We start from the raw sequence: 22,498 nt of genomic DNA on the forward strand, positions 1-22,498 counted from the left end.
GCCCGCAGGGACGGCGACCGGCAATCGGCAACCAGCAACCGGCGACGATCAGCGGCGGCGCATCGGTCCTGTCGAGCGGCGCAGGCGTCGTACCGCCGCCGCCAACTCCGCGCCGGGGGCCCGGACTTCCGCGGTGGGGGCCGGTTCGGGGACGGTGGGGGCGAGCGACCAGAGGGCGATTTCCGCGTCGCGGGGTCCGTACGCGGTGTGCGGTGCGCCGTCGCCGAAGATCCGCACCGGGTGGGTCGCGTCCCAGGCCTGCCAGCCGGGATCCCCGGTGGCCGCGAACCGCACCCAGGCCGCGTGCATCGTCTCGGCCAGCTCCTGCGGCGCGCCCTCGCCGGCGAGCTTCTTCGACTCGGGGATGTCCCCGGAGTCGAAGACGAATCCCAGCTCCAGGGCGTGGCAGGCGCCGAGGCCGGGCAGGCGGGAGGGCCAGGCGAACTCGTAGACGTAGGAGTTCGCGGCGTGGGCGTCGGCGAGGCGGTGGAGCGGGATCCGCAGCAGGTGGTCGGTGACCATCTGGCCGACGATCTCGGCGGCGCCCGCGTCGGGGTTCAGGGCGCGGTACCCGCGGGGCACCTCGTGGCCGGTGCGGCAGCGGGCCATGGCGCCGGCGAGGGCGACGGCTCCGAGCCGGTCGACGTGGTCCACCAGTCCGCCGGGCACGAGCCAGAGCCGGTACTCGTCGCGGGTCCAGCCCATGAGCAGGTCGACGTCCCGGGCGGCGCCGTCGATCAGCGCGGCCAGCGGGTCGCGGGGCACGAGGTCGCCGTCCACGACGATGCCGAACGCGGGTCCGCCCAGGACCGGGCTGCTGAGCCGGCCGACCTCGGCCTGGGTGCGCAGCAGCAGGTCGCGGTCGACGGCGGCGAAGGCCTCGGCAGTGGCGGGGATCTTCAGCCGGCCGGCCATGCGGCGCACCATCCGCCGTACCTTGTCCCGTTCGGACGACTCGGGCGGTCCGCTCTGCAGGACCGCGCGCCGGATCAGGCCCCGGCTCGCGGGCGAGGCCAGCAGGGCGCCCGCGCTGATGGCGCCGGCCGACTGGCCGCACAGCGTGACCAGGTCCGGGTCGCCGCCGAAGGCGCCGATGGCGTCGTGCACCCAGCGCAGCGCCGCGAGTTGGTCGCGCAGGCCGGGGTTGGGCGGTGAGTCGGGGAACAGGCCGTAACCCTCCACCCCGAGGCGGTAGTTGACAGAGACGCAGACGACGCCGTCCCGGGCGAAGGTGGCGCCGTTGTAGACGGGTACGGCCGAGGATCCTCTGGTGAGGGCTCCGCCGTGGAGCCAGACGAGGACGGGCAGGCGGGCGCCGGGATCCGGATCGGGGGTCCAGACGTTGAGGTTGAGGCAGTCGTCGCCGGGGATCTCGGGATCGGACAGGTACTGGGCGAACGCCTCGGAGTACGGCGGTTTGGGCGCGGTGGGCCCGAAGTCGCCGGCGTCGCGCACCCCGTCCCAGGGCTCGGGCGGCTCGGGCGGGCGGAACCGGCGGGGACCGAAGGGTGGGGCGGCGTACGGGATGCCGCGGAACACCGCGACACCGTGCTCGTACCGGCCGCGTACCGCCCCGTACGGCGTTCTGACCACGGGATCCGTCTGGTCTGCCGTCATCGCCCACCAGCCCTTCGCCGCGCGCTCGTGCACTGCACCGTGCACCATCAGAGCACCACAAGAACGCCGGGTATTCCGGTGCACGGGCGCACGGGAGGGCCGTTCGAGCGACGTCCGGCACGGTGAGTCACCACAGTGTCACACATGCGATCACCCACGGGGGAGCCGATTGACCGCCTCTTCCGGGCACACCTACCGTAGAAGGCGCTTTCTGAAAGCGTTTCTCCTTCCGGTTCGTCAGGAGAGCCATGCCGCCCAGCGCCCAGCCGCCGCGAGCCGTGTTCGCGATGGATCCGGTCCACCTCCCGCTGCTCTTCCCGCCGCCGCTCATGGCCCGGCTGCGCCGCACGGCCGCCATCGACACGGAGCTGGTCGTACGGGACTTCGCCGATCCCGCGGTGGCCGACGCGCTGGCCCCGGCCGAGGTGCTGATCACCGGCTGGGGGTGCCCGCGTCTGGACGCCGGGGTCCTCGCCGCGGCCCCGGAGCTGCGTGCGGTCCTGCACGCCGCGGGCTCGGTCCGCTCCCTGGTCGGCGAGGCGGTGTGGGAACACGGCGTCACCGTGTCCAGCGCGGCCGCCGGCAACGCCGTACCGGTGGCGGAGTACACGCTCGCGATGATCCTCCTCGCCGGCAAGGACGCCTTCGGCCACCGCGAGCGCTACCGCCGCACGCACACCCCGCCGGCCCCCTCCGACACGGCGGCCACCGGCAGTCTCCGCCGTCGCGTCGGGATCGTCGGCGCCTCCCGCGTGGGCCGCCGGCTCCTGGAACTGCTGCGGCCCTTCGACCTCACGGTCCTGCTGTACGACCCCTATGTGAGCCCCGCCGAGGCCGCGGCTCTGGGCGCGGAACTGCTGCCGCTGGAGGAACTGCTGCGCCGCAGCGACATCGTCAGCCTGCACGCCCCCGACATCCCCGAGACCCGTCACATGCTCGACGGCGCCCGGCTGGCCCTCGTCCGGGACGGCGGCGTGCTGATCAACACCGCGCGCGGTGCGCTGGTCGACCACGAGGCGCTGACCCGGGAGCTGGTCTCCGGCCGTCTGTCCGCGATCCTGGACGTCACCGAGCCCGAGCCGCTGCCCGCCGGTTCACCGCTGTACGGGCTGCCCAACGTCTTCCTCACCCCGCACATCGCCGGCTCCCTCGGCAACGAGCTGGAGCGGCTGGGCACGATCGTCGTGGAGGAACTGGAGCGGCTGGCCGCGGGCCTGCCGCCGCTGCACGAGGTACGGCACGCGGATCTGAGCCGGGTCGCCTGACCCGCCCGCCGCGTGACACCAGCGACGCGCGCCGGCCGTCACTGCCTTCTGCGATCCCCGGCGCTCGACCGCGCCCCGGACCACTCCCGCGTCGCCGCCCCGCGTTGATGCGCACGCCGCCGTCCGGAGACCAGCCAACTGCGTGACGTGCGGCGTCCGTTCGGGCCACGGCGGTGACCGCGCCGCCCGCGAGGGCGTTTTCCGGTCATGAACCTCACCACGCGCACCACAGCGGCCCTCGCCGTGGCCGCGGTCGCCCTGATCGCCGCCTACGGCACGGCCGACGCCTCCTGCCACACCCTCGCCCCCGGCCGGCACCGGGCCACGGTGGCCGCGCCCGGCGGTGGGCACGACCCGGCGGAGGACGCGGAGGCGGACGAGAACGGCCGCCCCGGCCTCGCCGAGAACTGACGCCCACGACAAGGCGATGGCCGGACACCCCGTGCGGAGGCGCCCGGCCATCACCGGCGCACCGGCTCCTCGGCGACACCGGCTCGCCGCCGACCGGCCTGCCGGCTACGCCGACTTGTCGGCAGCGTCGGCTCACCGGCCACGTCGGCTCGCCGCAGCGACCGGTCGCAGCCCGGCAGCCCCTCACCCCTCCGACATCCGGCACCGGCACCGGCACCGGCAACCGGTCATCGCCAGCCGCCGATCGCCGTCCGGCAACCGGCCCACCAGCCGGTCGCCTCCGACAGCCCGAGGCGTACGTCCCTGTCGCTCAGTCCCAGGCCTCCCGGTGCCGGCGGCTGCCGCCGACGAGGGCCTGGACCGCGTCCACGGCGCTGCCGTCGTGGTCGCTGCCGGCCGTGCCCCTGCCTGCCTGGAGGTTGGCCGTGCGGTCGACCTCCAGCCAGGAGTCGGCGTGGGAGTTGTCGATCACGGTGATCAGGTTCCCGGACGCGAGCGCGGGTGCGGCACCGGCCCCGAGCAGTGCGGCCGCGGCCGCGGTGGCCGCCCCGAGGCGCGGTACGACGCCCGTCACACGCCCACGCCCTCGGGGACGAGCCGGTCGCGAGCGATGTTGCGCTCCAGGAGGCTGGTGGAGGCCTTCACGCCGACCCCGCTCGCGGGATCGACCTCCGGCAGCCGTCCGTCGGCCGCCTTCAGGTCGGCGAGCGCGGAGTCCATCGCCTCGTGCGCGGCGAACAGACAGGGGGTGCTGTAGATGGCGACGTCGACGCCGAGGTCGGACAGCTCGCCGAGGGAGAGCCGGGGCGACTTGCCGCCGGCGATCTGGTTGAACAGCAGCGGCTTGGACCCGACGACCTCGCGGATCCGCTTGATCCACTCGACGCTGCGCACCCCGTCGACCAGGACCACGTCGGCGTCGGTCGCGGCCAGCCGCTCGGCTCGGTGCAGGATGTCGTGCTCGTCGGTGGCGTCGGTGCGGGCCACCACGACGAGGTCCTTGCGGGTCTCGAGGACCTTGTGCAGTTTCTCCAGGTACTCCTCCAGCGGCAGCACCTGCTTGCCGTCGGCGTGGCCGCAGCGGCGGGGCCTTTTCTGGTCCTCGAGGATCACTCCGGAGGCGCCGATGCGTTCCAGCCCTTCGACGACGTGGCAGGCGACCTCGGGGTCCACGTACCCGTCGTCGATGTCGACGAGCAGATGGTGGTGCGGGAACGCGCCCCGCAGCCGCTGGACGAAGGCCACCATGTCGGGCCAGGCGATGAATCCGATGTCCGGCAGCCCGTAGTACGAGGCCGCGAAGCCGAAGCCCGAAACGAACATCCCGTCGTAGTGCTTGGCCGCGATCGACGCCGAGTACATGTCGTACACGCCGATCAGCGGTGTGGTCCCGGGCCCGGCGATGCGCTCGCGCAACTTCTTACCGTAAGTCAAGGTCCGGCTCCTCCTGTGGGTGGGTGACGCGGGGCCGGATGGCCGCACGTCTCGACGCCCTTTGCCAAGACAAGAGCATCTCTAGATATTCACGTGACCCTCCATGGATGCGACCTTTACTCACCCGAACGGCGGAGCCGGTTCACCGCAGAAACGTCACGGATGGGCCCGTCCCGCCCAGCCGAGTCCGCCGTCCAGGTGAGCCAGGAAGACGGGATCGCGGTAGGCCTCGGCGGCGTGCCCGAGCGCGGTGTAGAAGACGCGGCCGCCGCCCGCCCCGTGCTCGCGGCACCAGGCGAGCGGGTGGTCCGCACCCATCCCGCCGCCCTCGTACGACGTCTCGTCGGCGCTCAGCAGCACCCGTGCCCGGTGCCGGGGGCTGGCGTCGAAGTCGTACCACTCGTCGCTGACGTCCCAGACCGCGGGCAGCGAGCGGGTCGCGGGGTGACCGGGGTCCTCGACGACAGCCCGGCCCGGCTGGAAGTCGGGGTGCCGTACGAAGCGGGCGCCGAGGAGTTCGCCGTAGTACGGCCAGCCGTACTCGGTGCAGGCCGCCGCGTGCACCCCGGCGAAACCGCCGCCCGACTCCACGTACCGCGCGAGCCGCTCCCGCCCCGCGGGGGTCAGCACCTCCCCGCTGGTGGAGAGGAAGACGACGAGCGCGTAGCCGTCCAGCGGTTTCTCGAGGTCGGCGGGGTCCTCGGTGTGCTCGACGACGAACCTCCCGAGGCCGCGCACGGCGGCGACGGCGTCCGGGATGGAGTCGTGGCGGTAGTCGGTGGTGCGGGTGTAGAGCAGGAGCCGGCGAGTCATACGGCCGAGTCTCACCGCTCGGCCCCTTCCGTGTCTGCGTCTCCTCGTCCGCCACCAGCCCTTGCCCCTTGCTCCCTTGCTTCAGCCTCTAGCCTCTGCGGCATGAACCCCGTTCCCCCGTTCCTGGACCATCTCGTCCTGGCCACGCCCGATCTGGCGGCGACCGTCGCGGAGTTCGCGCGCCGGACCGGAGTGACGCCCGCGCCCGGCGGGGTGCACCTCGGCCTCGGCACGCGCAACCATCTGGTGGGGCTGGGCGGCCGGAGCTACCTGGAGATCATCGGCCCCGACCCCGAGCAGCCGGAACCTGACGCGCCACGGCCGTTCGCGGTCGACCGGCTGTCCGGGCCGCGCACGCTGACCTGGGCCATCAGCCCGCCCGACCTGAACGCGGCGATCACGACGGCACGCGCTCGGGGCTACGACCCGGGCCCCGTGCATCCGATGAGCCGCCGCACCCCCGACGGCGCCCTCCTGCGGTGGCGGCTGACCGACAGCGGCCACGCGCATCCCTCGGGTCTGGTCCCGTTCCTGATCGACTGGGGCGACTCGCCCCACCCCACGGCCTCCGGGCTGCCGGTCACCCCGCTGCTGCACCTGTCCGGCACGGCCCCCGCTCCGGCCGACCTGCACGGCCCGCTGACGGCCCTGGGCACCGCTCTGCCGCTCGCCCCCGGCCCCACCGCCCTCTCCTTCACCGTCGACACCCCGAACGGGCCGGTCACCTTCGGCTGAGGCGGGGCAGAGCGAGGCGAGGCGAGGGACGGGCAGCCGCGAGCGATCGCCGGGGAAGGCCTGCCCGGACCAGCGGACCGGGCCCCCGGTGTCCGATTCCTTCAAGACCGGGCGCCGACCGCGCACCTACGGTGACGGCATGACTCCACGATTCGCGCTGATCGGCGTGGTGACGTCCGACATGGCCGCCGCGCTCGCCTTCTACCGTCGCCTCGGGCTCGTCTTCCCGGAAGGGTCCGAGAAGGAGCCGCACGTCGATGCGGAGCTGCCCGGTGGGCTGACCTTCGCGCTGGACACCGAGGAGACGATCCGCTCCTTCCACTCCGGCTGGCGTCCGCCCGAGGGCGCCGGACGCGTCGGGCTCGCCTTCCGCTGCGGCTCGCCCGCCGAGGTCGACGCCCTGTACGAGGAGCTGGTGGCCGCCGGCTACCACGGGGAGCTGAAGCCGTGGGACGCGTTCTGGGGACAGCGGTACGCCACCGTGCACGACCCCGACGGCAACGGCGTCGACCTGTTCGCCCCGCTACCCGGAGCCGAGTAGCCGCCCGAGCGGCATGCCCGTCAGCTCCCTCACCTCGCGGGCGAGGTGGGGCTGGTCGGCGTAGCCGGCGCGGGCGGCCGTCTCGGCGTACGGCGTTCCGGAGCGGGCCAGCGCCAGCGCCCGCTGCAGACGCAGGATGCGGGCCAGCGTCTTCGGGCCGTAGCCGAACGCGCCCAGGCAGCGGCGGTGCAAGGTGCGCGTGCCGAGGCCGAGTTCGGCGGCGGTCGCCGACACCGGGCGGCCCTCGTCCAGGCGCTGCACCAGCCGGTGCAGCAGCGGGTCGGGGGGCGTGGTGCGCGCGGCCCGGTCCAGGGCGATGTCCTCCAGTGCCGTCGCCGGGTCGGCCGCCGCCTCGACGCGCCCGCTGAGCCGCCGGACCCGGGCGGCGGGCCAGAGGTCGGCCAAGTCGACCCGCAGGTCGCGCAGTTCGTGCGCGGGTACGCCGAGCAGGGCGGGTGCGGTGCCGGGGAAGAAGCGGAGGCCGGCCCAGGGCCGGGGCGGGCCCTGGGGCACGTACGGCCGCGTGTCCGGGCCGGCGACCAGCAGCCGGCCCTCGCTCCACAGCAGGTCCATGCAGCCGTCGGGCAGCACGGGGCCGCCACCGGTTCCGTCGGGGACGTTCGTCCACACGACCGCACCGGCCAGCCGGGACGCCCGCTCCCTGTACACGGGGGCCAGCCTACGTCGCGGGCGACGCCGGGACCCACTGCCCGAGCTCTCCGGTCAGCGCGACTGCGTCAGCCCCCGCTCGGCGACCCGCTCGCCGGCGCCGGCTGCCGTGCCGGGTGCGCCGAACAGCGGGATGCCGTGGCGGGTGCGGAAGGCGCGGGCGTAGGCGACGGTGGCCCCGGCGGTCAGGACCAGCAGGAGGAGCGAGAGGGCCCGGGCGAGCAGCGGCACGACGTCCGTGGGCAGGGTGGCGGCGGCGAGCGTGCCGAGGCCGCCGTCGAGCAGTTGCTCGGCGCCCCAGACCAGGGTCAGGACACGCAGCGCGCGGCGGAACTCGGCGGAGTCCCGCCATATGCCGGCCCTCGTCCCGGCCACGGGGCCTCGGTGCAGTCGCTGGCCCAGCTGGAAGGCCAGCGGCCTGCCGGTGAACCCGGTGACGAGTATCCAGCCGCCCACCACGAGGGACAGCGCGGCGTCCTTGGCCAGCAGAAGGCGGTTGCCGCCTCCGATCAGGGCGGTGAGCGCGGCGGCGGCCAGCAGCACGGTGCAGAACAGGTCCACGCCGTCGATCCGCCGCTGCCGCACCGCACCGGACACCAGCCGCAGGGCCGGGGGTGCGCCGCTGAGCAGCAGCGCTGGGCCCTGGCCGACCCCGAGCCCGCGGGCGGCGTAGTAGACGAGGAGCGGTAACAGGATGCCGGCGGCGACGGTCAGCAGCGGGCCGTAGGCCGGGCCGCCCGTCCTCGCCCCCGTGCGCGGGCGCCGTCCCCGGCCGGACACACCGGCTGCATCCGCCTCCCCCACGTCCGTCATGTCCGCCCCGTCGGTCGTGCCCACCGCGTTCACCATGTCCTCTGCCTCCTTGCCCGCTGCGACGCCTCCGGCCGGACGGCGCCGGCCCACGCGAAAACGCTAGGTCCCGGGCGGTGCCGGGCGGATCGGAGCAGGGGTGGAGCACCGGGTGGAAAGAGGGTGGACAGCAGCGTCACTCACCGGGTGGAGACCACCGGGTGGAGACGCGGTGGCGGCGCCCGCACCCGCGGCGGCCGGCTACTGCCGTCCCGTTCCGGCGTCCCCGTTGGCCCCGTGCGCATGCCGTTCGCCGGGCTCGTGCGGATGCCGGTCATCGGGCTCGTGCGGCTCCCGGCCATGGGTCTTGGGGGCGTGCTTGGCGTGGGTGCGCAGGCGGGCGGTGACGTCCTCCGGGGGGAGGAAGCGGGACCAGCGTTCGGGGAACTCGGAGGGCATGTCGGGGTCGTCGGGGTCGGCGTCGCGCTGGGCCGCGGCGCGGGCGACGTACTCGGCGACCTGGGCCTCGCGGATCCGCTCGTTCGCGGCGCGGGCGGCGGCCGTGGCGGCGGCGGGCCAGACCCGGTCGATGGCGGCGTTCACGGCCGCGCCGACGAGGACGGCGAAGGCCGACACGCCGATCCAGAGGAGGACGGCGACGGATGCGGCGAGGGAGCCGTAGATGGTGGCGCCCTCGATGGTGTGCACGAGGTAGATCCGCAGCAGGAAGCTGCCGAGGACCCACATGGCCAGGGCGACGAGTGCGCCGGGGACGTCCTCGATCCACGGGGAGCGGACCGGCACGGAGACGTGGTAGAGGGTGGTGAGGAAGGCGATGGACAGCACGATCACGACCGGCCAGTACAGGACCTGCACCACGGTGGCCGACCAGGGCACCACCCGCACCACCGCGTCGGGGCCTGCGACCATCAGCGGCAGGGCCACCGAGCCGATCAGCAGCGCCACGATGAACAGCACGAACGACATCACCCGCGTCTTGACGATGCCCCGGACGCCGTCGAGGCCGTACATGACGGTGATGGTGTCGATGAAGACGTTGACCGCGCGGGAGCCGGACCACAGGGCGAAGAGGAAGCCGATGGAGATGACGTCGGGCCGGCCCTTCATCACATCGTGCAGGATCGGCTCGGTGATCTCCTTCACGCCCTTGTCGGACAGGACCGTCCGGGAGGCTTCGAGGATGTTGTTCTCGAGGCTGCTGATGGTGTGGGCGCCGGTCCAGGTGTCGACGTAGGCGAGCAGCCCGATGAGGCACAGCAGCAGCGGCGGCACGGACAGCAGCGTGAAGAACGCCGCCTCGGCAGCCAGGCCCAGGATGCGGTACTCCATGCAGGAGTTGACGGTGTCCTTGAGCAGCAGCCAGGCGGTCCTGCGCTTGGAGACGTTCCGGTAGAGGACTCTGGCGCGGTGGAGGCGGCCGGCGGGCCGCTCGGGGGATTCACTTGCCTGCTGCACGAGCCAACGGTATCCGCAGCACGGGACCGGCCTCACCTTCCGGGGCAGGTGAGCGCATCCGGCGCGCCCGGGGGCGCCGGTGTGCCACTCTGGAGGTCATCACCGCCGCTGCCCCGGGTAGGTTCGCAAGCATGGCAGGCACCCCCACGCATTCCGTGACGAACCAGCCGCCGCCCCTGGCCGGCTACGACGTCTTCGCCGCCGACCGGGCCCTGGTGGAGGCCGTGGAGCGGCACGCCGGTCCGGACGTGCTGGAGGAGGCGAGCTCCGAGCTGTCCGCGCTGGGCCGGGCCGCGGGGTCGGCGCAGCTGCAGGAGTGGGCCGTGCAGGCGAACGAGCATCCGCCCCGGCTGCGCAGCCACGACCGGTACGGCCACCGGATCGACGAGGTCGAGTTCCACCCGGCCTGGCACCGGCTGCTCGGCAAGGGCGTGTCGGCGGGCCTGACCGGCGCCTGGGTCAGGCCGTCCGGGCACGTCCGCCGGGCCGCCGGTTTCCTGGTGTGGACGCAGGTCGAGGCGGGGACCTGCTGCCCGCTGTCGATGACCCACGCGGCGGTGCCCGCGCTGCGGGCCGATCCGCGGCTCGCCGCCGAGTGGGAGCCGCGGCTGACGTCCACGGTCTACGACCGCGAGCTGCGGCCCGCCGCGCAGAAGTCCGGCGCGCTCATGGGCATGGGCATGACCGAGAAGCAGGGCGGCAGCGACGTCCGCGCGAACACCACCGAGGCGCGGCCGCTCACCGATCCGGGCGCATACGAGCTGACCGGGCACAAGTGGTTCTGCTCGGCGCCGATGTCGGACGCCTTCCTGGTGCTGGCGCAGGCCCCGGGCGGCCTCACGTGCTTCCTGGTGCCGCGCGTGCTGCCCGACGGCTCCCGCAACGTCTTCCTCCTGCAGCGGCTGAAGGACAAGCTCGGCAACCGGTCCAACGCCTCCGCGGAGGTGGAGTTCGCCGGCACCTGGGCGCGCCGGGTCGGCGAGGAGGGCGCCGGGGTGCGGACGATCATCGGGATGGTCGCGGCGACCCGGCTGGACTGCGCGCTCGGCTCGGCGGGGCTGATGCGGCAGGCGGTGACGCAGGCCGTGCACCACTGCACGTACCGGGAGGCGTTCGGCGGGAGGCTCGTCGACAAGCCGCTGATGCGCAACGTCCTCGCCGATCTCGCGCTGGAGTCGGAGGCCGCGACCACGCTCGCGCTGAGGCTCGCGGCCGCGTACGACGACGGGGGCGAGCAGGAGCGCGCCTTCCTGCGGCTGGCGGTGCCGGCCGCGAAGTACTGGATCACCAAACGCTGTGCGCCCGTTGCGGTCGAGGCCGCGGAGTGCCTGGGCGGAAACGGTTACGTGGAGGAGTCCGGCCTGCCCCGGCTGGTCCGGGAGTCGCCGCTGAACTCCATCTGGGAGGGCGCGGGGAACGTGCAGGCGCTGGACGTGGTGCGGGCGCTGCGGCGGGAGCCGGGCGCGCTCGACGCCTGTCTGACCGAGATCGGCCGCTCGCACGGCGCCGACCACCGTCTCGACCGCGCGGTGAAGGACCTCTTCACCGAACTGGCCGATCTGAGCGACGTCGAGGGCCGGGCCCGGCGGCTGGTGGAGCGCCTCGCGCTGGTCCTGCAGGGCTCCCTGCTGGTCCGGTACGCGCCCGCGGAGGTGGCGGACGCCTTCTGCGCCTCGCGACTGGGCGGCGACCACGGGGCGTCGTTCGGCACCCTGCCGACAGGGCTGGACCTGACGTCGATCGTCGAGCGGGCACGTCCGGCACACGCGGACTGAGTCGGCCGGCCCAGGGGCGCGGGGCGTCTCACCGTGCCGCGCACGCTCTTCCGTGAACGGCCGGGTCCCCGGCGGGGGTGGTGCTGCGCCGACACGGCACCACCCCCACCACCTGGGCCCGTTGAAGCCCGCGGACGCGGCCTCGCCGGGACGAGTCGCGCCGGAGTCAAGTCTTGGCCACGCTCCGACCGGCCACCAGGGTTGCAGGGGGTTGCAATTCGTCGGCGCACGTGCGCGGAGTGTGTGCCTCCGGCCTGCCCGCAGCGGCAAGATGAGAGGGCACAGCCGGACCGGAAACCGCCGCCCGGACGGCTTGACAAGGATGTTCGACGCCCTTCCGGGAGGACCCCCGTGGTGAACCCGCCGATGAACGTGGCGCGCCTGGCCGCCGTGGACGCGATGCAGGCGGCGCGGCTGCTGAGCGAGGTACGCGACGCCACCCTTGCCGGTCAGCGGGCGAGGATCGCGCCCCGGCCGGTGATCGAGCAGTCCTGGGGCCGGATGCTGCGCAGCGGCGTGGACCCCGACCGCGACTTCAGGTCGGGGCTGCTGTCCGGCGACGAAGTGCGGCGCCGGCGTGAGGAGTCACCGCTCAGACATGTGCTGCCGGTGCTGCGGCAGGGTCTGCTTTCGGTCGCCGACGCGGCCCAGCACATCATGGTCGTCGCGGACGCCGACGGGCGGGTGCTGTGGCGCGAGGGCGCCTCGCCGGTGCTGCGCAAGGCGGACGGGCTGGGTTTCGAACTCGGCGCGGACTGGCGGGAGGACGTCGTCGGCACCAACGGGGTGGGCACCGCGGCGGTCGTACGGCGGCCCGTGCAGGTCTTCGCGTCCGAGCACTTCGTGCGCTCGCACACCTCCTGGACGTGCACGGGAGCGCCGATCACCGATCCGCGGGACGGCCGGCTGATCGGTGTGGTGGATGTCAGCGGCCCGCTGGAGACCATGCATCCGGCGACCCTCGCCTGGGTGGACTCGGTGGCCAAGCTCGCCGAGGCGCGGCTGCGGGAGCTGCACCGGGACTCGCTGGAGCGGCTGCGGGCGGTGGCGGCGCCGGTGCTGGCCCGGCTGGCGGGGCGGGCGCTGGTGGTGGACCGGGACGGCTGGTCGGCGGCGGTGTCCGGGATGCCGTACGTGCGGCGGGTGGCGCTGCCCAAGTCGCTGGCGCCGGGCCGCCGGTGGCTGCCGGGGCTGGGCTCGTGCGCGGTGGAGCCGCTGGCCGGGGGCTGGCTGCTGCGGGTGGCCGAGGAGCCGGCCGGGGCGCCCGCGCGGATCGTGCTGGATCTGGCGCGGCCGGGGCACGCCGCGCTGACGGTGTCGGGTGCGGCGGGCTCCTGGTCGCGGGAGCTGAGCCCCCGGCACGCGGAGTTGCTGTATCTGCTCGCCGTGCACCGGTCCGGCCGCGGGGCGGCGGCCCTGGCGGAGGATCTGTTCGGGGATCCCTCACGCACGGTGACGGTGCGGGCGGAGATGTCCCGGATCCGGCGGTACTGCGGGGAACTCCTGCAGCACCGGCCGTACCGGTTCCGTGAGGACGCGGAGGTCGAGATGCTGCTCCCCGACGATCCCCGTGACCTGCTGCCCTTCTCGTCGGCGCCGGCGGTCACGCGGGGGCGGGCGGCCGCGCCGGGCGGCGGGCGCGGGGCCAGGTGAGGGTGTGTTCCGGGTATTTGCGGGGTCTTCGCCGTGCGCGGGCCGTTGCTGCCGTAGCATCGCTTGCGGGCCTCGCAGCCGCTTCACGGGTCAACGTTCGGATCATCGGGCGCAGTTGGCACGGCACCGGCCGGTGCGCCCCGGCGGCGAAAGGGCCCCGGAGAAGGGGACGAGATGAAGCATCGCGGCAGACACCGCCGGCGCCGCAGGGGCGCCGCGCTGCGCGCGGTCCTGACCGGGACCGCGCTGGCGCTCACCGCGGCCGCCACCCTGATCAGCGTGTCCCAGGCGGACGTCACGGACAGCCCCGGCGCGCTCAAGCCGCTCTCCTCCCCCGCCGGCACCGGCCGGCTCCGGCTCCAGGAGCGGCTGGTGCCCGCCCGCACCCTGGACCGGCTCTCCGCCGCGATGGGCCGCCCGGTCGGCGTCGACGCCGTGCTGGCGAGCGCCGACCGCGCGATGCGCACCTCCGCCGGCTGCTCCTCCGCCGACCGGGCGTCGCTGCCGGTCGCCCCGGCTCCCGCCCGCGCCTGGTGCTGGGACCGGGCCGACTCCGCCGGCACCGCCTGGCGCCCGGCGTCGGTGACCACCTCCGGGGACGCCGACGACGACGGCGTGTGGGGCGCGCACCGGGTCGTGCTGGCGGGCTGGACCCACAGCACCACCACCGGCCGGGCCGCCGAGCGGGGCCTGGCCCGGGTCGCCTTCGTGAACGCCGACGATCCCGCCCGCCTCGCCTACCGGTGGGTGCTGCTGGTGGTGCCGGTCGACGGCGGCCGGGACTACCGGGGGCTGTCCTCGGGGATCTCCGGGATGGTCTGGTACCAGGACAAGCTGCTGGTCACCGCGAGGACGGGCGGCGCGGACGCGCTGTATGTGTACGACCTGGACCGGATCCAGCGCGTCGGTGTCGACGGGCCCGCGATCGGCCGCGTGCCGGGCGGCTGGTCGGCCGACGGGTACCGGTACGTGATGCCCGCGATCGGCTCCTACCGCTTCACCGCGGGCCGCTGCACCCGCTCCGGGCCGCCCTGTCCCGGCGCGCTCGCGCTCGACCGGGGCACCGTGCCGGACAGCCTCGTCGCCGCGGAGTGGACCGCGCCGGACGGCGGCCGGAACGCCCGGCTGTGGCGCTATGCGTTCAGCACCTCCCCGGCCCGCGCGGGGCTGCTCGCCACGGACGCCCGGGGGCGGGCGGCGGCGGTGGAGGCGTACCGGACCCGGGCGGCCGGGATCCGGGGTGTGCTGTCGTACCGGCAGCCCGGAGCGGACGGCGCGTCCTGGTATGTGGGACGGCTGCCCGGCTCCCGGGACGGCCACGGCGCGCTGTGGCGGCAGGACGCCGCCGGGGCGAAGGCCGCGTCCTGCGGTGCGGACGGCTCGCACCGCTGCTGGGCCGAGGCGGCGGGCTCCCTGTCCTACTGGCAGGCGACGGGCGAGGTGTGGTCCGTGTCGGACCGGATGCTGTTCAGCACGCCCCTGGCCGACCTGGACAGATCCCTGAGGTGACCGCGGGCGGCGCCGGGACGCAGCCGATCGACAGACCCGGCGGCGGGATGGTTCCCTGACCCGCATGAGCAGCGTTCCTGTCACCACCTGGTCTCTGGAGCAGACCTCGCCGGACGATCTCCTGCCCGCCGCCGCGCCCGAGGGCGATGTGCGGATCGTGCGCGCCGAGGTGCCCTCCCCCGAGTTCAGCCGCTTCCTGTACGCCTCGGTCGGCGGCGACATCCGCTGGACCGACCGGCTCGGCTGGACGTACGCGCGGTGGCGGGAGTACCTGGAGCGGCCCGGCGTGGAGACCTGGGTGGCCTACGAGCGGGGCACCCCGGCCGGTTACGTGGAGCTGGAGCCGCAGGACGAGGGCGTGGTCGAGATCGTCTACTTCGGTCTGCTCCCGGCGTTCCGCGGCCGGCGCATCGGCGGCCATCTGCTGGCGTACGGCACGGCCCGCGCCTGGGACCTCGCCGAGCGGTGGCCGGGGCGGGCGCCGACGAAGCGGGTGTGGCTGCACACCTGCAGCAAGGACGGCGAGTTCGCGCTGGACAACTACCGGCGGCGCGGCTTCACGCTGTTCGACACGAAGGTCGAGCTGGAGCCGGAGGTGCCGGCACCGGGGCCCTGGCCGGGCGCGCACCAGGCCTGACCTCCGCCCGATACCCCGCCTGACCAGCCGGGACAAGCCCCCCGGCGACGCATGTGAGCGACGACACCCTCGTCCCATATTCCGAGACCAGGGTGTCCGCATCATGGATAAAGCTGGACTGTGTCCAGATCGCCGTGACACGCTTCCGTCATGTCTGGAACTGGAATTGCCTTGGTGAGTCGGCGGCACGTCGACCTCGGCCGCATGTCCAGCGCCATCTGTCCGGCCCGCTGACCGCTCCAGCACCGCCGAGACACCCCTCTTTCCGAATCCGCCTGCGCAAGGACGCGCACGCCTGTCCGCGTGCGCCCATACGCGCTGGTCAAGTGCCGATGCCCACCGGTCCCGAAGGACGTAGAACCATGGCCGCCACTCCGCCGAACCCCGCCGCCTCCGCGCCCCGCCGCAAGGTGAGCCGTCACCGCGGCGAGGGTCAGTGGGCCGTAGGCCATTTCACCCCGCTCAACGGAAACGAGCAGGTGAAGAAGGACGACGACGGTCTCAATGTGCGGACACGCATTGAGACGATCTACTCCAAGCGCGGTTTCGACTCCATCGACCCCAGCGACCTGCGCGGCCGGATGCGCTGGTGGGGGCTGTACACCCAGCGCAAGCCCGGCATCGACGGCGGCAAGACCGCGGTGCTGGAGCCGGAGGAGCTGGACGACCGCTACTTCATGATGCGGGTCCGCATCGACGGCGGTGCGCTGACCACCCGGCAACTGCGCGTCATCGGGGAGATCTCCCAGGAGTTCGCGCGCGGCACCGCGGACATCACCGACCGGCAGAACGTGCAGTACCACTGGATCCGGGTCGAGGACGTGCCCGAGATCTGGGAGCGGCTGGAGGCCGTGGGCCTGTCCACCGTGACCGCCTGCGGTGACACCCCGCGTGTGATGATCGGCTCCCCGGTGGCGGGCATCGCCGAGGACGAGATCATCGACGCGACGCCGGCGCTGGAGGAGATGAAGCGCCGCGTCCTGAACAACAAGGCGTACTCGAACCTCCCCCGGAAGTTCAAGACGGCCATCTCGGGTTCGCCGCTGCTGGACGTCGTGCACGAGATCAACGACGTGGCGTTCGTCGGCGTACGGCACCCCGAGCACGGCCCGGGCTTCGACCTGTGGGTGGGCGGCGGCCTGTCCACCAACCCCAAGCTCGGTGTGCGACTGGGCGCCTGGGTGCCGATCGACGAGGTCCCGGACGTCTACGAGGGCGTCATCTCGATCTTCCGTGACTACGGCTACCGCCGGCTGCGCAACCGGGCCCGCCTGAAGTTCCTCGTCGCCGACTGGGGCGCGGAGAAGTTCCGTCAGGTGCTGGAGGACGAGTACCTGGGGCGCAAGCTGACCGACGGGCCCGCGCCCGAGCAGCCCGTGCAGCAGTGGCGCGACCACATCGGTGTGCACCGGCAGAAGGACGGCCGCTACTACGTCGGTTTCGCCCCGCGGGTCGGCCGCGTCGACGGCGCCACGCTGACGAAGATCGCCGATCTCGCGGAGGCGCACGGCTCGGGCCGGGTGCGCACCACCGTCGAGCAGAAGATGATCGTCCTGGACGTCGAGCAGGACAAGGTCGACTCGCTGGTCGAGGGCCTGGAGGCGCTGGACCTCACCGCGCGTCCGTCGTCCTTCCGGCGCGGCACCATGGCCTGCACCGGCATCGAGTTCTGCAAGCTCGCCATCGTCGAGACCAAGCAGCGCGGCGCCTCGCTCATCGACGAACTGGAGCGCCGCCTGCCGGACTTCGACGAGCCGATCACCATCAACCTCAACGGCTGCCCGAACGCCTGCGCCCGTATCCAGGTCGCGGACATCGGTCTCAAGGGCCAGCTGGTCCTGAACGACAAGGGCGAGCAGGTCGAGGGCTACCAGGTGCACCTCGGCGGCGCGCTCGGGCTGGAGGCCGGCTTCGGCCGCAAGGTGCGCGGCCTGAAGGTCACCGCGGAGGAGCTGCCCGACTACATCGAGCGGGTCCTGAAGCGGTTCCAGGCCGAACGCCAGGACGGCGAGCGCTTCGCGACCTGGGCGGCCCGGGCTTCCGAGGAGGCGCTGTCGTGAACCAGGCGAACCGGGCCGCGCATGAAGGGGAGGCGCTGTCGTGAGTGAGCGTGCCGCGCCGTTCTACTGCCCCTACTGCGGCGACGAGGACCTGCGTCCGAGCGAAGAGGGCCACGGCGCCTGGGAATGCGGGGCGTGCAACCGCGCATTCCGGCTGAAGTTCCTCGGGCTGCTCGCCCGGGGCCTGCAGCGAGCCGACAACGGAGGGGACGAGTCATGACGACCGCTCAGCAGGACCGCACCGCCGAGGAGTTGCAGGCGCTCGCCGAGCAGGCGGGCCGGGACCTGGAGGACGCCTCCGCGCTGGAGATCCTCCAGTGGGCGGTGGACACCTTCGGCACGAAGTTCTGCGTCACCTCCTCCATGGAGGACGCCGTCGTCGCCCATCTCGCCTCGCGTGTGCGCAAGGGCGTGGACGTCGTCTTCCTCGACACCGGCTACCACTTCCCGGAGACCATCGGCACCCGTGACGCCGTGGCGGCCGTGATGGACGTCAACGTCATCACGCTCACCCCGAGGCAGACGGTCGCCGAGCAGGACGCCGAGTACGGCCCGAGGCTGCACGACCGCGACCCCGACCTGTGCTGCGCGCTGCGCAAGGTCAAGCCGCTCGAAGAGGGGCTGAAGGCCTACCAGGCGTGGGCGACCGGCCTGCGCCGCGACGAGTCCCCGACCCGGGCGAACACCCCGGTCGTCGGCTGGGACGCCAAGCGGCAGAAGGTCAAGGTCTCCCCGATCGCCCGCTGGACGCAGGACGACGTGGACGCCTACGTCGCCGAGCACGGCGTGCTGACCAACCCGCTGCTGACGGACGGCTACGCCTCCATCGGCTGCGCCCCGTGCACCCGCCGGGTCCTCGAGGGCGAGGACGCGCGTGCCGGCCGCTGGGCGGGCCGCGCCAAGACCGAGTGCGGACTGCACGGATGACGACCGACCAGAACCAGGAGAACGACGTGACCACCGGAGCCACCGTCTGGCTCACGGGTCTGCCGAGCGCCGGCAAGACCACCATCGCCCACGAGCTGGCCGGCCGGCTGCGCGCCGGGGGCCACCGCGTCGAGGTGCTCGACGGCGACGAGATCCGCGAGTTCATCTCGGCGGGCCTCGGCTTCTCCCGCGAGGACCGGCACACCAACGTGCAGCGCATCGGCTTCGTCGCCGAACTCCTCGCCCGCAACGGCGTGAAGGTGCTCGTCCCGGTCATCGCGCCGTACGCGGACAGCCGGGACGCGGTGCGCAAGCGGCACGAGGCGAACGGCACGACGTACCTGGAGGTGCACGTCGCGACCCCGGTCGAGGTGTGCTCCGTACGGGACGTCAAGGGCCTGTACGCCAAGCAGGCCGCGGGCGAGCTGACCGGGCTGACCGGCGTCGACGACCCGTACGAGGAGCCGGAGACGCCCGATCTGCGGATCGAGTCGCAGAACCAGACGGTGCAGGAGTCGGCCGCGTCGGTGTACGCGCTGCTGAGCGAGAGGGGACTGGCATGACGACCGTGACCGAGGTCGAGGAAGGTACGGAGAGCCCGTACGCCCTGTCGCACCTGGACGCCCTCGAGTCCGAGGCGGTGCACATCTTCCGCGAGGTGGCGGGCGAGTTCGAGAACCCGGTGATCCTGTTCTCCGGCGGCAAGGACTCGATCGTCATGCTGCACCTGGCGCTGAAGGCGTTCGCGCCGGCGCCGGTGCCGTTCTCGCTGCTGCACGTGGACACCGGGCACAACTTCCCGGAGGTGCTGGAGTACCGGGACCGTACGGTGGCCCGGCACGGCCTGCGTCTGCATGTGGCCTCGGTGCAGGACTACATCGACCGGGGTGTGCTCAAGGAGCGCCCGGACGGCACCCGCAACCCGCTGCAGACGCTTCCGCTGACGGAGAAGATCCAGAGCGAGAAGTTCGACGCGGTGTTCGGCGGCGGCCGCCGGGACGAGGAGAAGGCCCGCGCCAAGGAGCGGGTGTTCTCCCTGCGCGACGAGTTCTCCCAGTGGGACCCGCGCCGGCAGCGCCCGGAGCTGTGGAACCTGTACAACGGCCGGCACGCCCCGGGTGAGCACGTGCGGGTGTTCCCGCTGTCGAACTGGACCGAGCTGGACGTGTGGCAGTACATCGCCCGGGAGGGCATCGAGCTGCCGCAGATCTACTTCGCGCACGAGCGCGAGGTGTTCCGGCGGGGCGGCATGTGGCTGACGGCCGGTGAGTGGGGCGGCCCGAAGGAGGGCGAGACCGTCGAGAAGCGGCTCGTGCGCTACCGCACCGTCGGGGACATGTCCTGCACCGGCGCCGTCGACTCCGACGCGACCACGCTGGACGCCGTGATCGCCGAGATCGCCGCGTCCCGGCTCACCGAGCGGGGCGCGACCCGTGCCGACGACAAGCTGTCCGAGGCCGCGATGGAAGACCGCAAGCGCGAGGGGTACTTCTAAGCATGAGCACGACCACGACCGAGGCGCTCTCGGCCACCACCCTGCTGCGGTTCGCCACCGCGGGCTCCGTCGACGACGGCAAGTCCACGCTCGTGGGACGGCTGCTGCACGACTCCAAGTCGGTCCTCGCCGACCAGCTGGAGGCCGTGGAGCGGGCCTCCGCGAGCCGCGGTCAGGACGGCCCGGACCTGGCGCTGCTCACGGACGGCCTGCGCGCCGAGCGGGAGCAGGGCATCACCATCGACGTGGCCTACCGCTACTTCGCCACGCCGCGGCGCCGGTTCATCCTGGCGGACACGCCGGGCCATGTGCAGTACACCCGGAACATGGTCACCGGCGCCTCCACCGCCGAGCTGACCGTGATCCTGGTCGACGCCCGCAACGGCGTGGTCGAGCAGACCCGCCGGCACGCGGCCATCGCCGCCCTGCTGCGCGTCCCGCACGTGGTGCTCGCGGTCAACAAGATGGACCTCGTCGGCTACCAGGAGGGCGTGTTCGCGGCGATCGCCGAGGAGTTCACGGCGTACGCGCTGGAGCTGGGCGTGCCCGAGGTGACCGCGATCCCGATCTCGGCGCTCGCCGGCGACAACGTGGTGGAGCCGAGCGCGAACATGGACTGGTACGGCGGCCCGACCGTCCTGGAGCACCTGGAGACCGTGCCGGTCAGCCACGACCTGGCGCACTGCCACGCCCGGCTGCCCGTGCAGTACGTGATCCGGCCGCAGACCGCCGAGCACCCGGACTACCGGGGCTACGCGGGCCAGATCGCGGCCGGCACCTTCCGGGTGGGCGAGGAGGTCACGGTCCTGCCGTCCGGGCGGACGACGCGGATCTCCGGCATCGACCTGCTGGGCGTGCCGGTGGACGTGGCGTGGACGACGCAGTCGGTGACGGTGCTGCTCGAGGACGACATCGACGTCTCGCGCGGCGACCTGATCGTGCCGACGAAGGACGCGCCGCCCACCACGCAGGACGTGGAGGCGACCGTCTGCCATGTGGCCGACGCCCCGCTGACCGTCGGCCACCGGGTGCTGCTCAAGCACGGCACCCGCACGGTCAAGGCGATCGTGAAGGACATCCCGTCCCGGCTCACGCTGGACGACCTGTCGCTGCACCCGCACCCGGGGCAGCTGGTCGCCAACGACATCGGCCGGGTGAAGATCCGTACCGCCGAGCCGCTGCCGGTGGACTCCTACGCCGACTCCCGGCGCACCGGCTCCTTCATCCTGATCGACCCGAGCGACGGCACCACGCTGACCGCGGGCATGGTCGGCGAGTCGTTCGCCACGCCGGAGCCGGTCAAGGACGCCGCCGACGACGACGGCTGGGACTTCTGAGCATGACGACGACCGACGTCTACTCGACGTTCGCGAAGGAGGGCGGCCGCGTCGGCAGCGGCGCCCTCGGCAGCGGGCAGGGCGGGGTGGCCCGATGTGTGCGCTGACGTACGCGCACCGCTTGCGCGCCCCGTCCCCCCACCCGGTGTCGTCCCGGAAACGACGAAGACCCTTTGCCGAACTCCCGGCCACGACCTGAGAGACCGTGACCGCCGGGCCAACGAGAGGAAACCCTCCCGTGCCTGCCAACCGCTCAAAACTGTTCCGCCGCGGCCTGGCCGCGTTCGCCGCACTCCCCCTGCTCACCCTCGCTGCCTGCGGCTACGGGTCCGAGTCCAAGAACGACGACACCACCAAGGTCGCCGCCGGCGCCAAGAAGATCGACGGACTCGACTCCGTCAAGATCGGCTACTTCGGCAACCTGACCCACGCCACCGCGCTGGTCGGCCGTGAACAGGGTCTCTTCCAGAAGGAGCTGGGCGCCACCAAGGCGGACTACGCCACCTTCAACGCCGGTCCGTCGGAGATCGAGGCCCTCAACTCCGGCTCCATCGACATCGGCTGGATCGGCCCCTCCCCCGCGATCAACGGCTACACCAAGTCGAACGGCAAGAGCCTGAAGATCATCGGCGGTTCGGCCTCCGGCGGGGTGAAGCTGGTCGTGAACCCGAAGAAGATCTCGTCCCTCAAGGACGTCAAGGGCAAGAGGATCGCCACCCCTCAGCTGGGCAACACGCAGGACGTGGCGTTCCTCAACTGGGCGGCCGAGCAGGGCTGGAAGGTCGACGCGCAGAGCGGCAAGGGTGACGTCACGGTCGTCCGCAGCGACAACAAGGTCACCCCGGACGCGTTCAAGGCGGGGTCGATCGACGGCGCCTGGGTGCCGGAGCCGACCGCGTCCAAGCTGGTCGCCGAGGGCGGCAAGGTGCTGCTGGACGAGTCGTCGCTGTGGCCGGACAGGAAGTTCGTGATCACGAACATCATCGTGCGGCAGGCCTTCCTGAAGGAGCACCCGAAGGCCGTCGAGGCGGTGCTGAAGGCATCCGTCGAGGCCAACAAGTGGATCAACGCCAACCCGGACCAGGCGAAGGCGGCGGCGAACAAGCAGCTGGCGGCGGACTCCGGCAAGGCGCTGCCGGCGAACGTCCTCGACCCGGCCTGGAAGTCCATCCAGTTCACCGACGACCCGCTGGCCTCCACCCTCAACACGGAGGCGGCGCACGCGGTCAAGGCCGGCCTGCTGGACAAGCCGGACCTGAAGGGGATCTACGACCTGACGATCCTCAACAAGGTCCTCAAGGCCGCGGGCGAGAGCCCGGTCGACGCCGCCGGTCTCGGCACCAGCTGACGCCCGT

General features: G+C 73.0%; 23 protein-coding genes. 16 read left to right on the forward strand and 7 right to left on the reverse strand.

Annotation, left to right across the window (positions count from 1 at the left end; genetic code table 11):
• Positions 1–48: 48 nt before the first annotated feature.
• The gene (locus OG956_RS07480) at positions 49–1,617 is read right to left on the reverse strand and encodes a carboxylesterase/lipase family protein (protein ID WP_330342768.1); all 1,569 of its coding nucleotides are present in this window, start codon (positions 1,615–1,617) and stop codon (positions 49–51) included.
• Positions 1,618–1,865: 248 nt separating this feature from the next.
• On the opposite strand from OG956_RS07480, the gene OG956_RS07485 reads away from it, so the two are divergent.
• The gene (locus OG956_RS07485) at positions 1,866–2,882 is read left to right on the forward strand and encodes a hydroxyacid dehydrogenase (protein ID WP_330337154.1); all 1,017 of its coding nucleotides are present in this window, start codon (positions 1,866–1,868) and stop codon (positions 2,880–2,882) included.
• Positions 2,883–3,089: 207 nt separating this feature from the next.
• Complete coding sequence (locus OG956_RS07490; protein WP_330337155.1) at positions 3,090–3,293, forward strand: hypothetical protein; 204 nt, start codon at positions 3,090–3,092, stop codon at positions 3,291–3,293.
• Positions 3,294–3,603: 310 nt separating this feature from the next.
• On the opposite strand, the gene OG956_RS07495 is transcribed toward OG956_RS07490, so the two are convergent.
• The 3 genes from OG956_RS07495 to OG956_RS07505 all read right to left on the reverse strand — a co-directional run bounded on the left by OG956_RS07495 (position 3,604) and on the right by OG956_RS07505 (position 5,540).
• The gene (locus tag OG956_RS07495) at positions 3,604–3,867 is read right to left on the reverse strand and encodes a hypothetical protein (protein WP_330337156.1); all 264 of its coding nucleotides are present in this window, start codon (positions 3,865–3,867) and stop codon (positions 3,604–3,606) included.
• Positions 3,864–4,727 (reverse strand): isocitrate lyase/PEP mutase family protein, encoded by an 864-nt coding sequence (locus tag OG956_RS07500; RefSeq protein ID WP_330337157.1) that lies wholly within the window; start codon positions 4,725–4,727, stop codon positions 3,864–3,866. Before OG956_RS07500 ends, OG956_RS07495 begins: the two co-directional genes overlap by 4 nt.
• Before the next feature lie 156 nt (positions 4,728–4,883).
• The gene (locus tag OG956_RS07505; RefSeq protein ID WP_330337158.1) at positions 4,884–5,540 is read right to left on the reverse strand and encodes a ThuA domain-containing protein; all 657 of its coding nucleotides are present in this window, start codon (positions 5,538–5,540) and stop codon (positions 4,884–4,886) included.
• A 102-nt stretch (positions 5,541–5,642) separates the two neighbouring features.
• Between OG956_RS07505 and OG956_RS07510 the strand changes: the two genes are divergently transcribed.
• Both OG956_RS07510 and OG956_RS07515 read left to right on the forward strand, forming a co-directional pair.
• Complete coding sequence (locus tag OG956_RS07510) at positions 5,643–6,275, forward strand: VOC family protein (RefSeq protein WP_330337159.1); 633 nt, start codon at positions 5,643–5,645, stop codon at positions 6,273–6,275.
• A gap of 139 nt (positions 6,276–6,414) precedes the next feature.
• Entirely contained in the window at positions 6,415–6,816 is a 402-nt protein-coding gene (locus OG956_RS07515; RefSeq protein WP_330337160.1) for a VOC family protein, read from the forward strand.
• Here OG956_RS07515 and OG956_RS07520 read toward each other — a convergent pair.
• The 3 genes from OG956_RS07520 to OG956_RS07530 all read right to left on the reverse strand — a co-directional run bounded on the left by OG956_RS07520 (position 6,799) and on the right by OG956_RS07530 (position 9,750).
• Positions 6,799–7,485 (reverse strand): helix-turn-helix domain-containing protein, encoded by a 687-nt coding sequence (locus OG956_RS07520; protein WP_330337161.1) that lies wholly within the window; start codon positions 7,483–7,485, stop codon positions 6,799–6,801. The two genes, OG956_RS07515 and OG956_RS07520, sit on opposite strands and share 18 nt — an antisense overlap.
• Before the next feature lie 54 nt (positions 7,486–7,539).
• Positions 7,540–8,334 carry a VC0807 family protein gene (locus tag OG956_RS07525; protein ID WP_330337162.1) on the reverse strand — a complete coding sequence of 265 codons (795 nt, stop codon included), beginning with the start codon at positions 8,332–8,334 and terminating at the stop codon, positions 7,540–7,542.
• A gap of 201 nt (positions 8,335–8,535) precedes the next feature.
• On the reverse strand, positions 8,536–9,750 hold the full coding sequence (locus OG956_RS07530; RefSeq protein WP_330337163.1) for a YihY/virulence factor BrkB family protein: 1,215 nt from the start codon (positions 9,748–9,750) through the stop codon (positions 8,536–8,538).
• Between the two features lie 131 nt (positions 9,751–9,881).
• On the opposite strand from OG956_RS07530, the gene OG956_RS07535 reads away from it, so the two are divergent.
• The 12 genes from OG956_RS07535 to OG956_RS07590 all read left to right on the forward strand — a co-directional run bounded on the left by OG956_RS07535 (position 9,882) and on the right by OG956_RS07590 (position 22,491).
• Positions 9,882–11,525, forward strand: a complete 1,644-nt coding sequence (locus OG956_RS07535; RefSeq protein WP_330337164.1) for an acyl-CoA dehydrogenase family protein — start codon at positions 9,882–9,884, stop codon at positions 11,523–11,525.
• 366 nt (positions 11,526–11,891) lie between these two features.
• A complete protein-coding gene (locus tag OG956_RS07540) occupies positions 11,892–13,178 on the forward strand; it encodes a GAF domain-containing protein (RefSeq protein ID WP_330337165.1) in 1,287 nt (428 codons plus the stop codon).
• Positions 13,179–13,352: 174 nt separating this feature from the next.
• Positions 13,353–14,687, forward strand: coding sequence for a hypothetical protein (locus OG956_RS07545; protein WP_330337166.1), 1,335 nt, complete (start codon positions 13,353–13,355; stop codon positions 14,685–14,687).
• Between the two features lie 64 nt (positions 14,688–14,751).
• Positions 14,752–15,324, forward strand: coding sequence for a GNAT family N-acetyltransferase (locus OG956_RS07550; RefSeq protein WP_330337167.1), 573 nt, complete (start codon positions 14,752–14,754; stop codon positions 15,322–15,324).
• A 150-nt stretch (positions 15,325–15,474) separates the two neighbouring features.
• The gene (locus tag OG956_RS07555) at positions 15,475–15,558 is read left to right on the forward strand and encodes a putative leader peptide (protein ID WP_310591794.1); all 84 of its coding nucleotides are present in this window, start codon (positions 15,475–15,477) and stop codon (positions 15,556–15,558) included.
• Between the two features lie 128 nt (positions 15,559–15,686).
• The gene (locus tag OG956_RS07560) at positions 15,687–17,384 is read left to right on the forward strand and encodes a nitrite/sulfite reductase (protein WP_330337168.1); all 1,698 of its coding nucleotides are present in this window, start codon (positions 15,687–15,689) and stop codon (positions 17,382–17,384) included.
• A gap of 40 nt (positions 17,385–17,424) precedes the next feature.
• Positions 17,425–17,604, forward strand: coding sequence for a hypothetical protein (locus tag OG956_RS07565; RefSeq protein ID WP_330337169.1), 180 nt, complete (start codon positions 17,425–17,427; stop codon positions 17,602–17,604).
• A complete protein-coding gene (locus OG956_RS07570; RefSeq protein ID WP_330337170.1) occupies positions 17,601–18,311 on the forward strand; it encodes a phosphoadenylyl-sulfate reductase in 711 nt (236 codons plus the stop codon). Before OG956_RS07565 ends, OG956_RS07570 begins: the two co-directional genes overlap by 4 nt.
• A gap of 26 nt (positions 18,312–18,337) precedes the next feature.
• Positions 18,338–18,874, forward strand: coding sequence for an adenylyl-sulfate kinase (gene cysC, locus OG956_RS07575; protein ID WP_330342769.1), 537 nt, complete (start codon positions 18,338–18,340; stop codon positions 18,872–18,874).
• A complete protein-coding gene (cysD, locus tag OG956_RS07580; protein WP_330337171.1) occupies positions 18,871–19,806 on the forward strand; it encodes a sulfate adenylyltransferase subunit CysD in 936 nt (311 codons plus the stop codon). Before cysC ends, cysD begins: the two co-directional genes overlap by 4 nt.
• A 2-nt stretch (positions 19,807–19,808) precedes the next feature.
• The gene (locus OG956_RS07585; RefSeq protein ID WP_330337172.1) at positions 19,809–21,143 is read left to right on the forward strand and encodes a sulfate adenylyltransferase subunit 1; all 1,335 of its coding nucleotides are present in this window, start codon (positions 19,809–19,811) and stop codon (positions 21,141–21,143) included.
• 238 nt (positions 21,144–21,381) lie between these two features.
• On the forward strand, positions 21,382–22,491 hold the full coding sequence (locus tag OG956_RS07590) for an aliphatic sulfonate ABC transporter substrate-binding protein (RefSeq protein ID WP_330337173.1): 1,110 nt from the start codon (positions 21,382–21,384) through the stop codon (positions 22,489–22,491).
• Positions 22,492–22,498 lie beyond the last annotated feature (7 nt).

The sequence above is a fragment of the Streptomyces sp. NBC_00557 genome (genome assembly GCF_036345995.1).
Taxonomy (GTDB): Bacteria; Actinomycetota; Actinomycetes; order Streptomycetales; family Streptomycetaceae; genus Streptomyces.

Coding starts and splice junctions, on each gene's coding strand:
- OG956_RS07480 (WP_330342768.1), bottom strand. CDS start 1,617: ATGACGGCAGACCAGACGGATCCCGTGGTCAGAACGCCGTACGGGGCG.
- OG956_RS07485 (WP_330337154.1), top strand. CDS start 1,866: ATGCCGCCCAGCGCCCAGCCGCCGCGAGCCGTGTTCGCGATGGATCCG.
- OG956_RS07490 (WP_330337155.1), top strand. CDS start 3,090: ATGAACCTCACCACGCGCACCACAGCGGCCCTCGCCGTGGCCGCGGTC.
- OG956_RS07505 (WP_330337158.1), bottom strand. CDS start 5,540: ATGACTCGCCGGCTCCTGCTCTACACCCGCACCACCGACTACCGCCAC.
- OG956_RS07510 (WP_330337159.1), top strand. CDS start 5,643: ATGAACCCCGTTCCCCCGTTCCTGGACCATCTCGTCCTGGCCACGCCC.
- OG956_RS07515 (WP_330337160.1), top strand. CDS start 6,415: ATGACTCCACGATTCGCGCTGATCGGCGTGGTGACGTCCGACATGGCC.
- OG956_RS07525 (WP_330337162.1), bottom strand. CDS start 8,334: ATGGTGAACGCGGTGGGCACGACCGACGGGGCGGACATGACGGACGTG.
- OG956_RS07535 (WP_330337164.1), top strand. CDS start 9,882: ATGGCAGGCACCCCCACGCATTCCGTGACGAACCAGCCGCCGCCCCTG.
- OG956_RS07540 (WP_330337165.1), top strand. CDS start 11,892: ATGAACGTGGCGCGCCTGGCCGCCGTGGACGCGATGCAGGCGGCGCGG.
- OG956_RS07545 (WP_330337166.1), top strand. CDS start 13,353: ATGAAGCATCGCGGCAGACACCGCCGGCGCCGCAGGGGCGCCGCGCTG.
- OG956_RS07550 (WP_330337167.1), top strand. CDS start 14,752: ATGAGCAGCGTTCCTGTCACCACCTGGTCTCTGGAGCAGACCTCGCCG.
- OG956_RS07555 (WP_310591794.1), top strand. CDS start 15,475: ATGTCTGGAACTGGAATTGCCTTGGTGAGTCGGCGGCACGTCGACCTC.
- OG956_RS07560 (WP_330337168.1), top strand. CDS start 15,687: ATGGCCGCCACTCCGCCGAACCCCGCCGCCTCCGCGCCCCGCCGCAAG.
- OG956_RS07570 (WP_330337170.1), top strand. CDS start 17,601: ATGACGACCGCTCAGCAGGACCGCACCGCCGAGGAGTTGCAGGCGCTC.
- cysD (WP_330337171.1), top strand. CDS start 18,871: ATGACGACCGTGACCGAGGTCGAGGAAGGTACGGAGAGCCCGTACGCC.
- OG956_RS07585 (WP_330337172.1), top strand. CDS start 19,809: ATGAGCACGACCACGACCGAGGCGCTCTCGGCCACCACCCTGCTGCGG.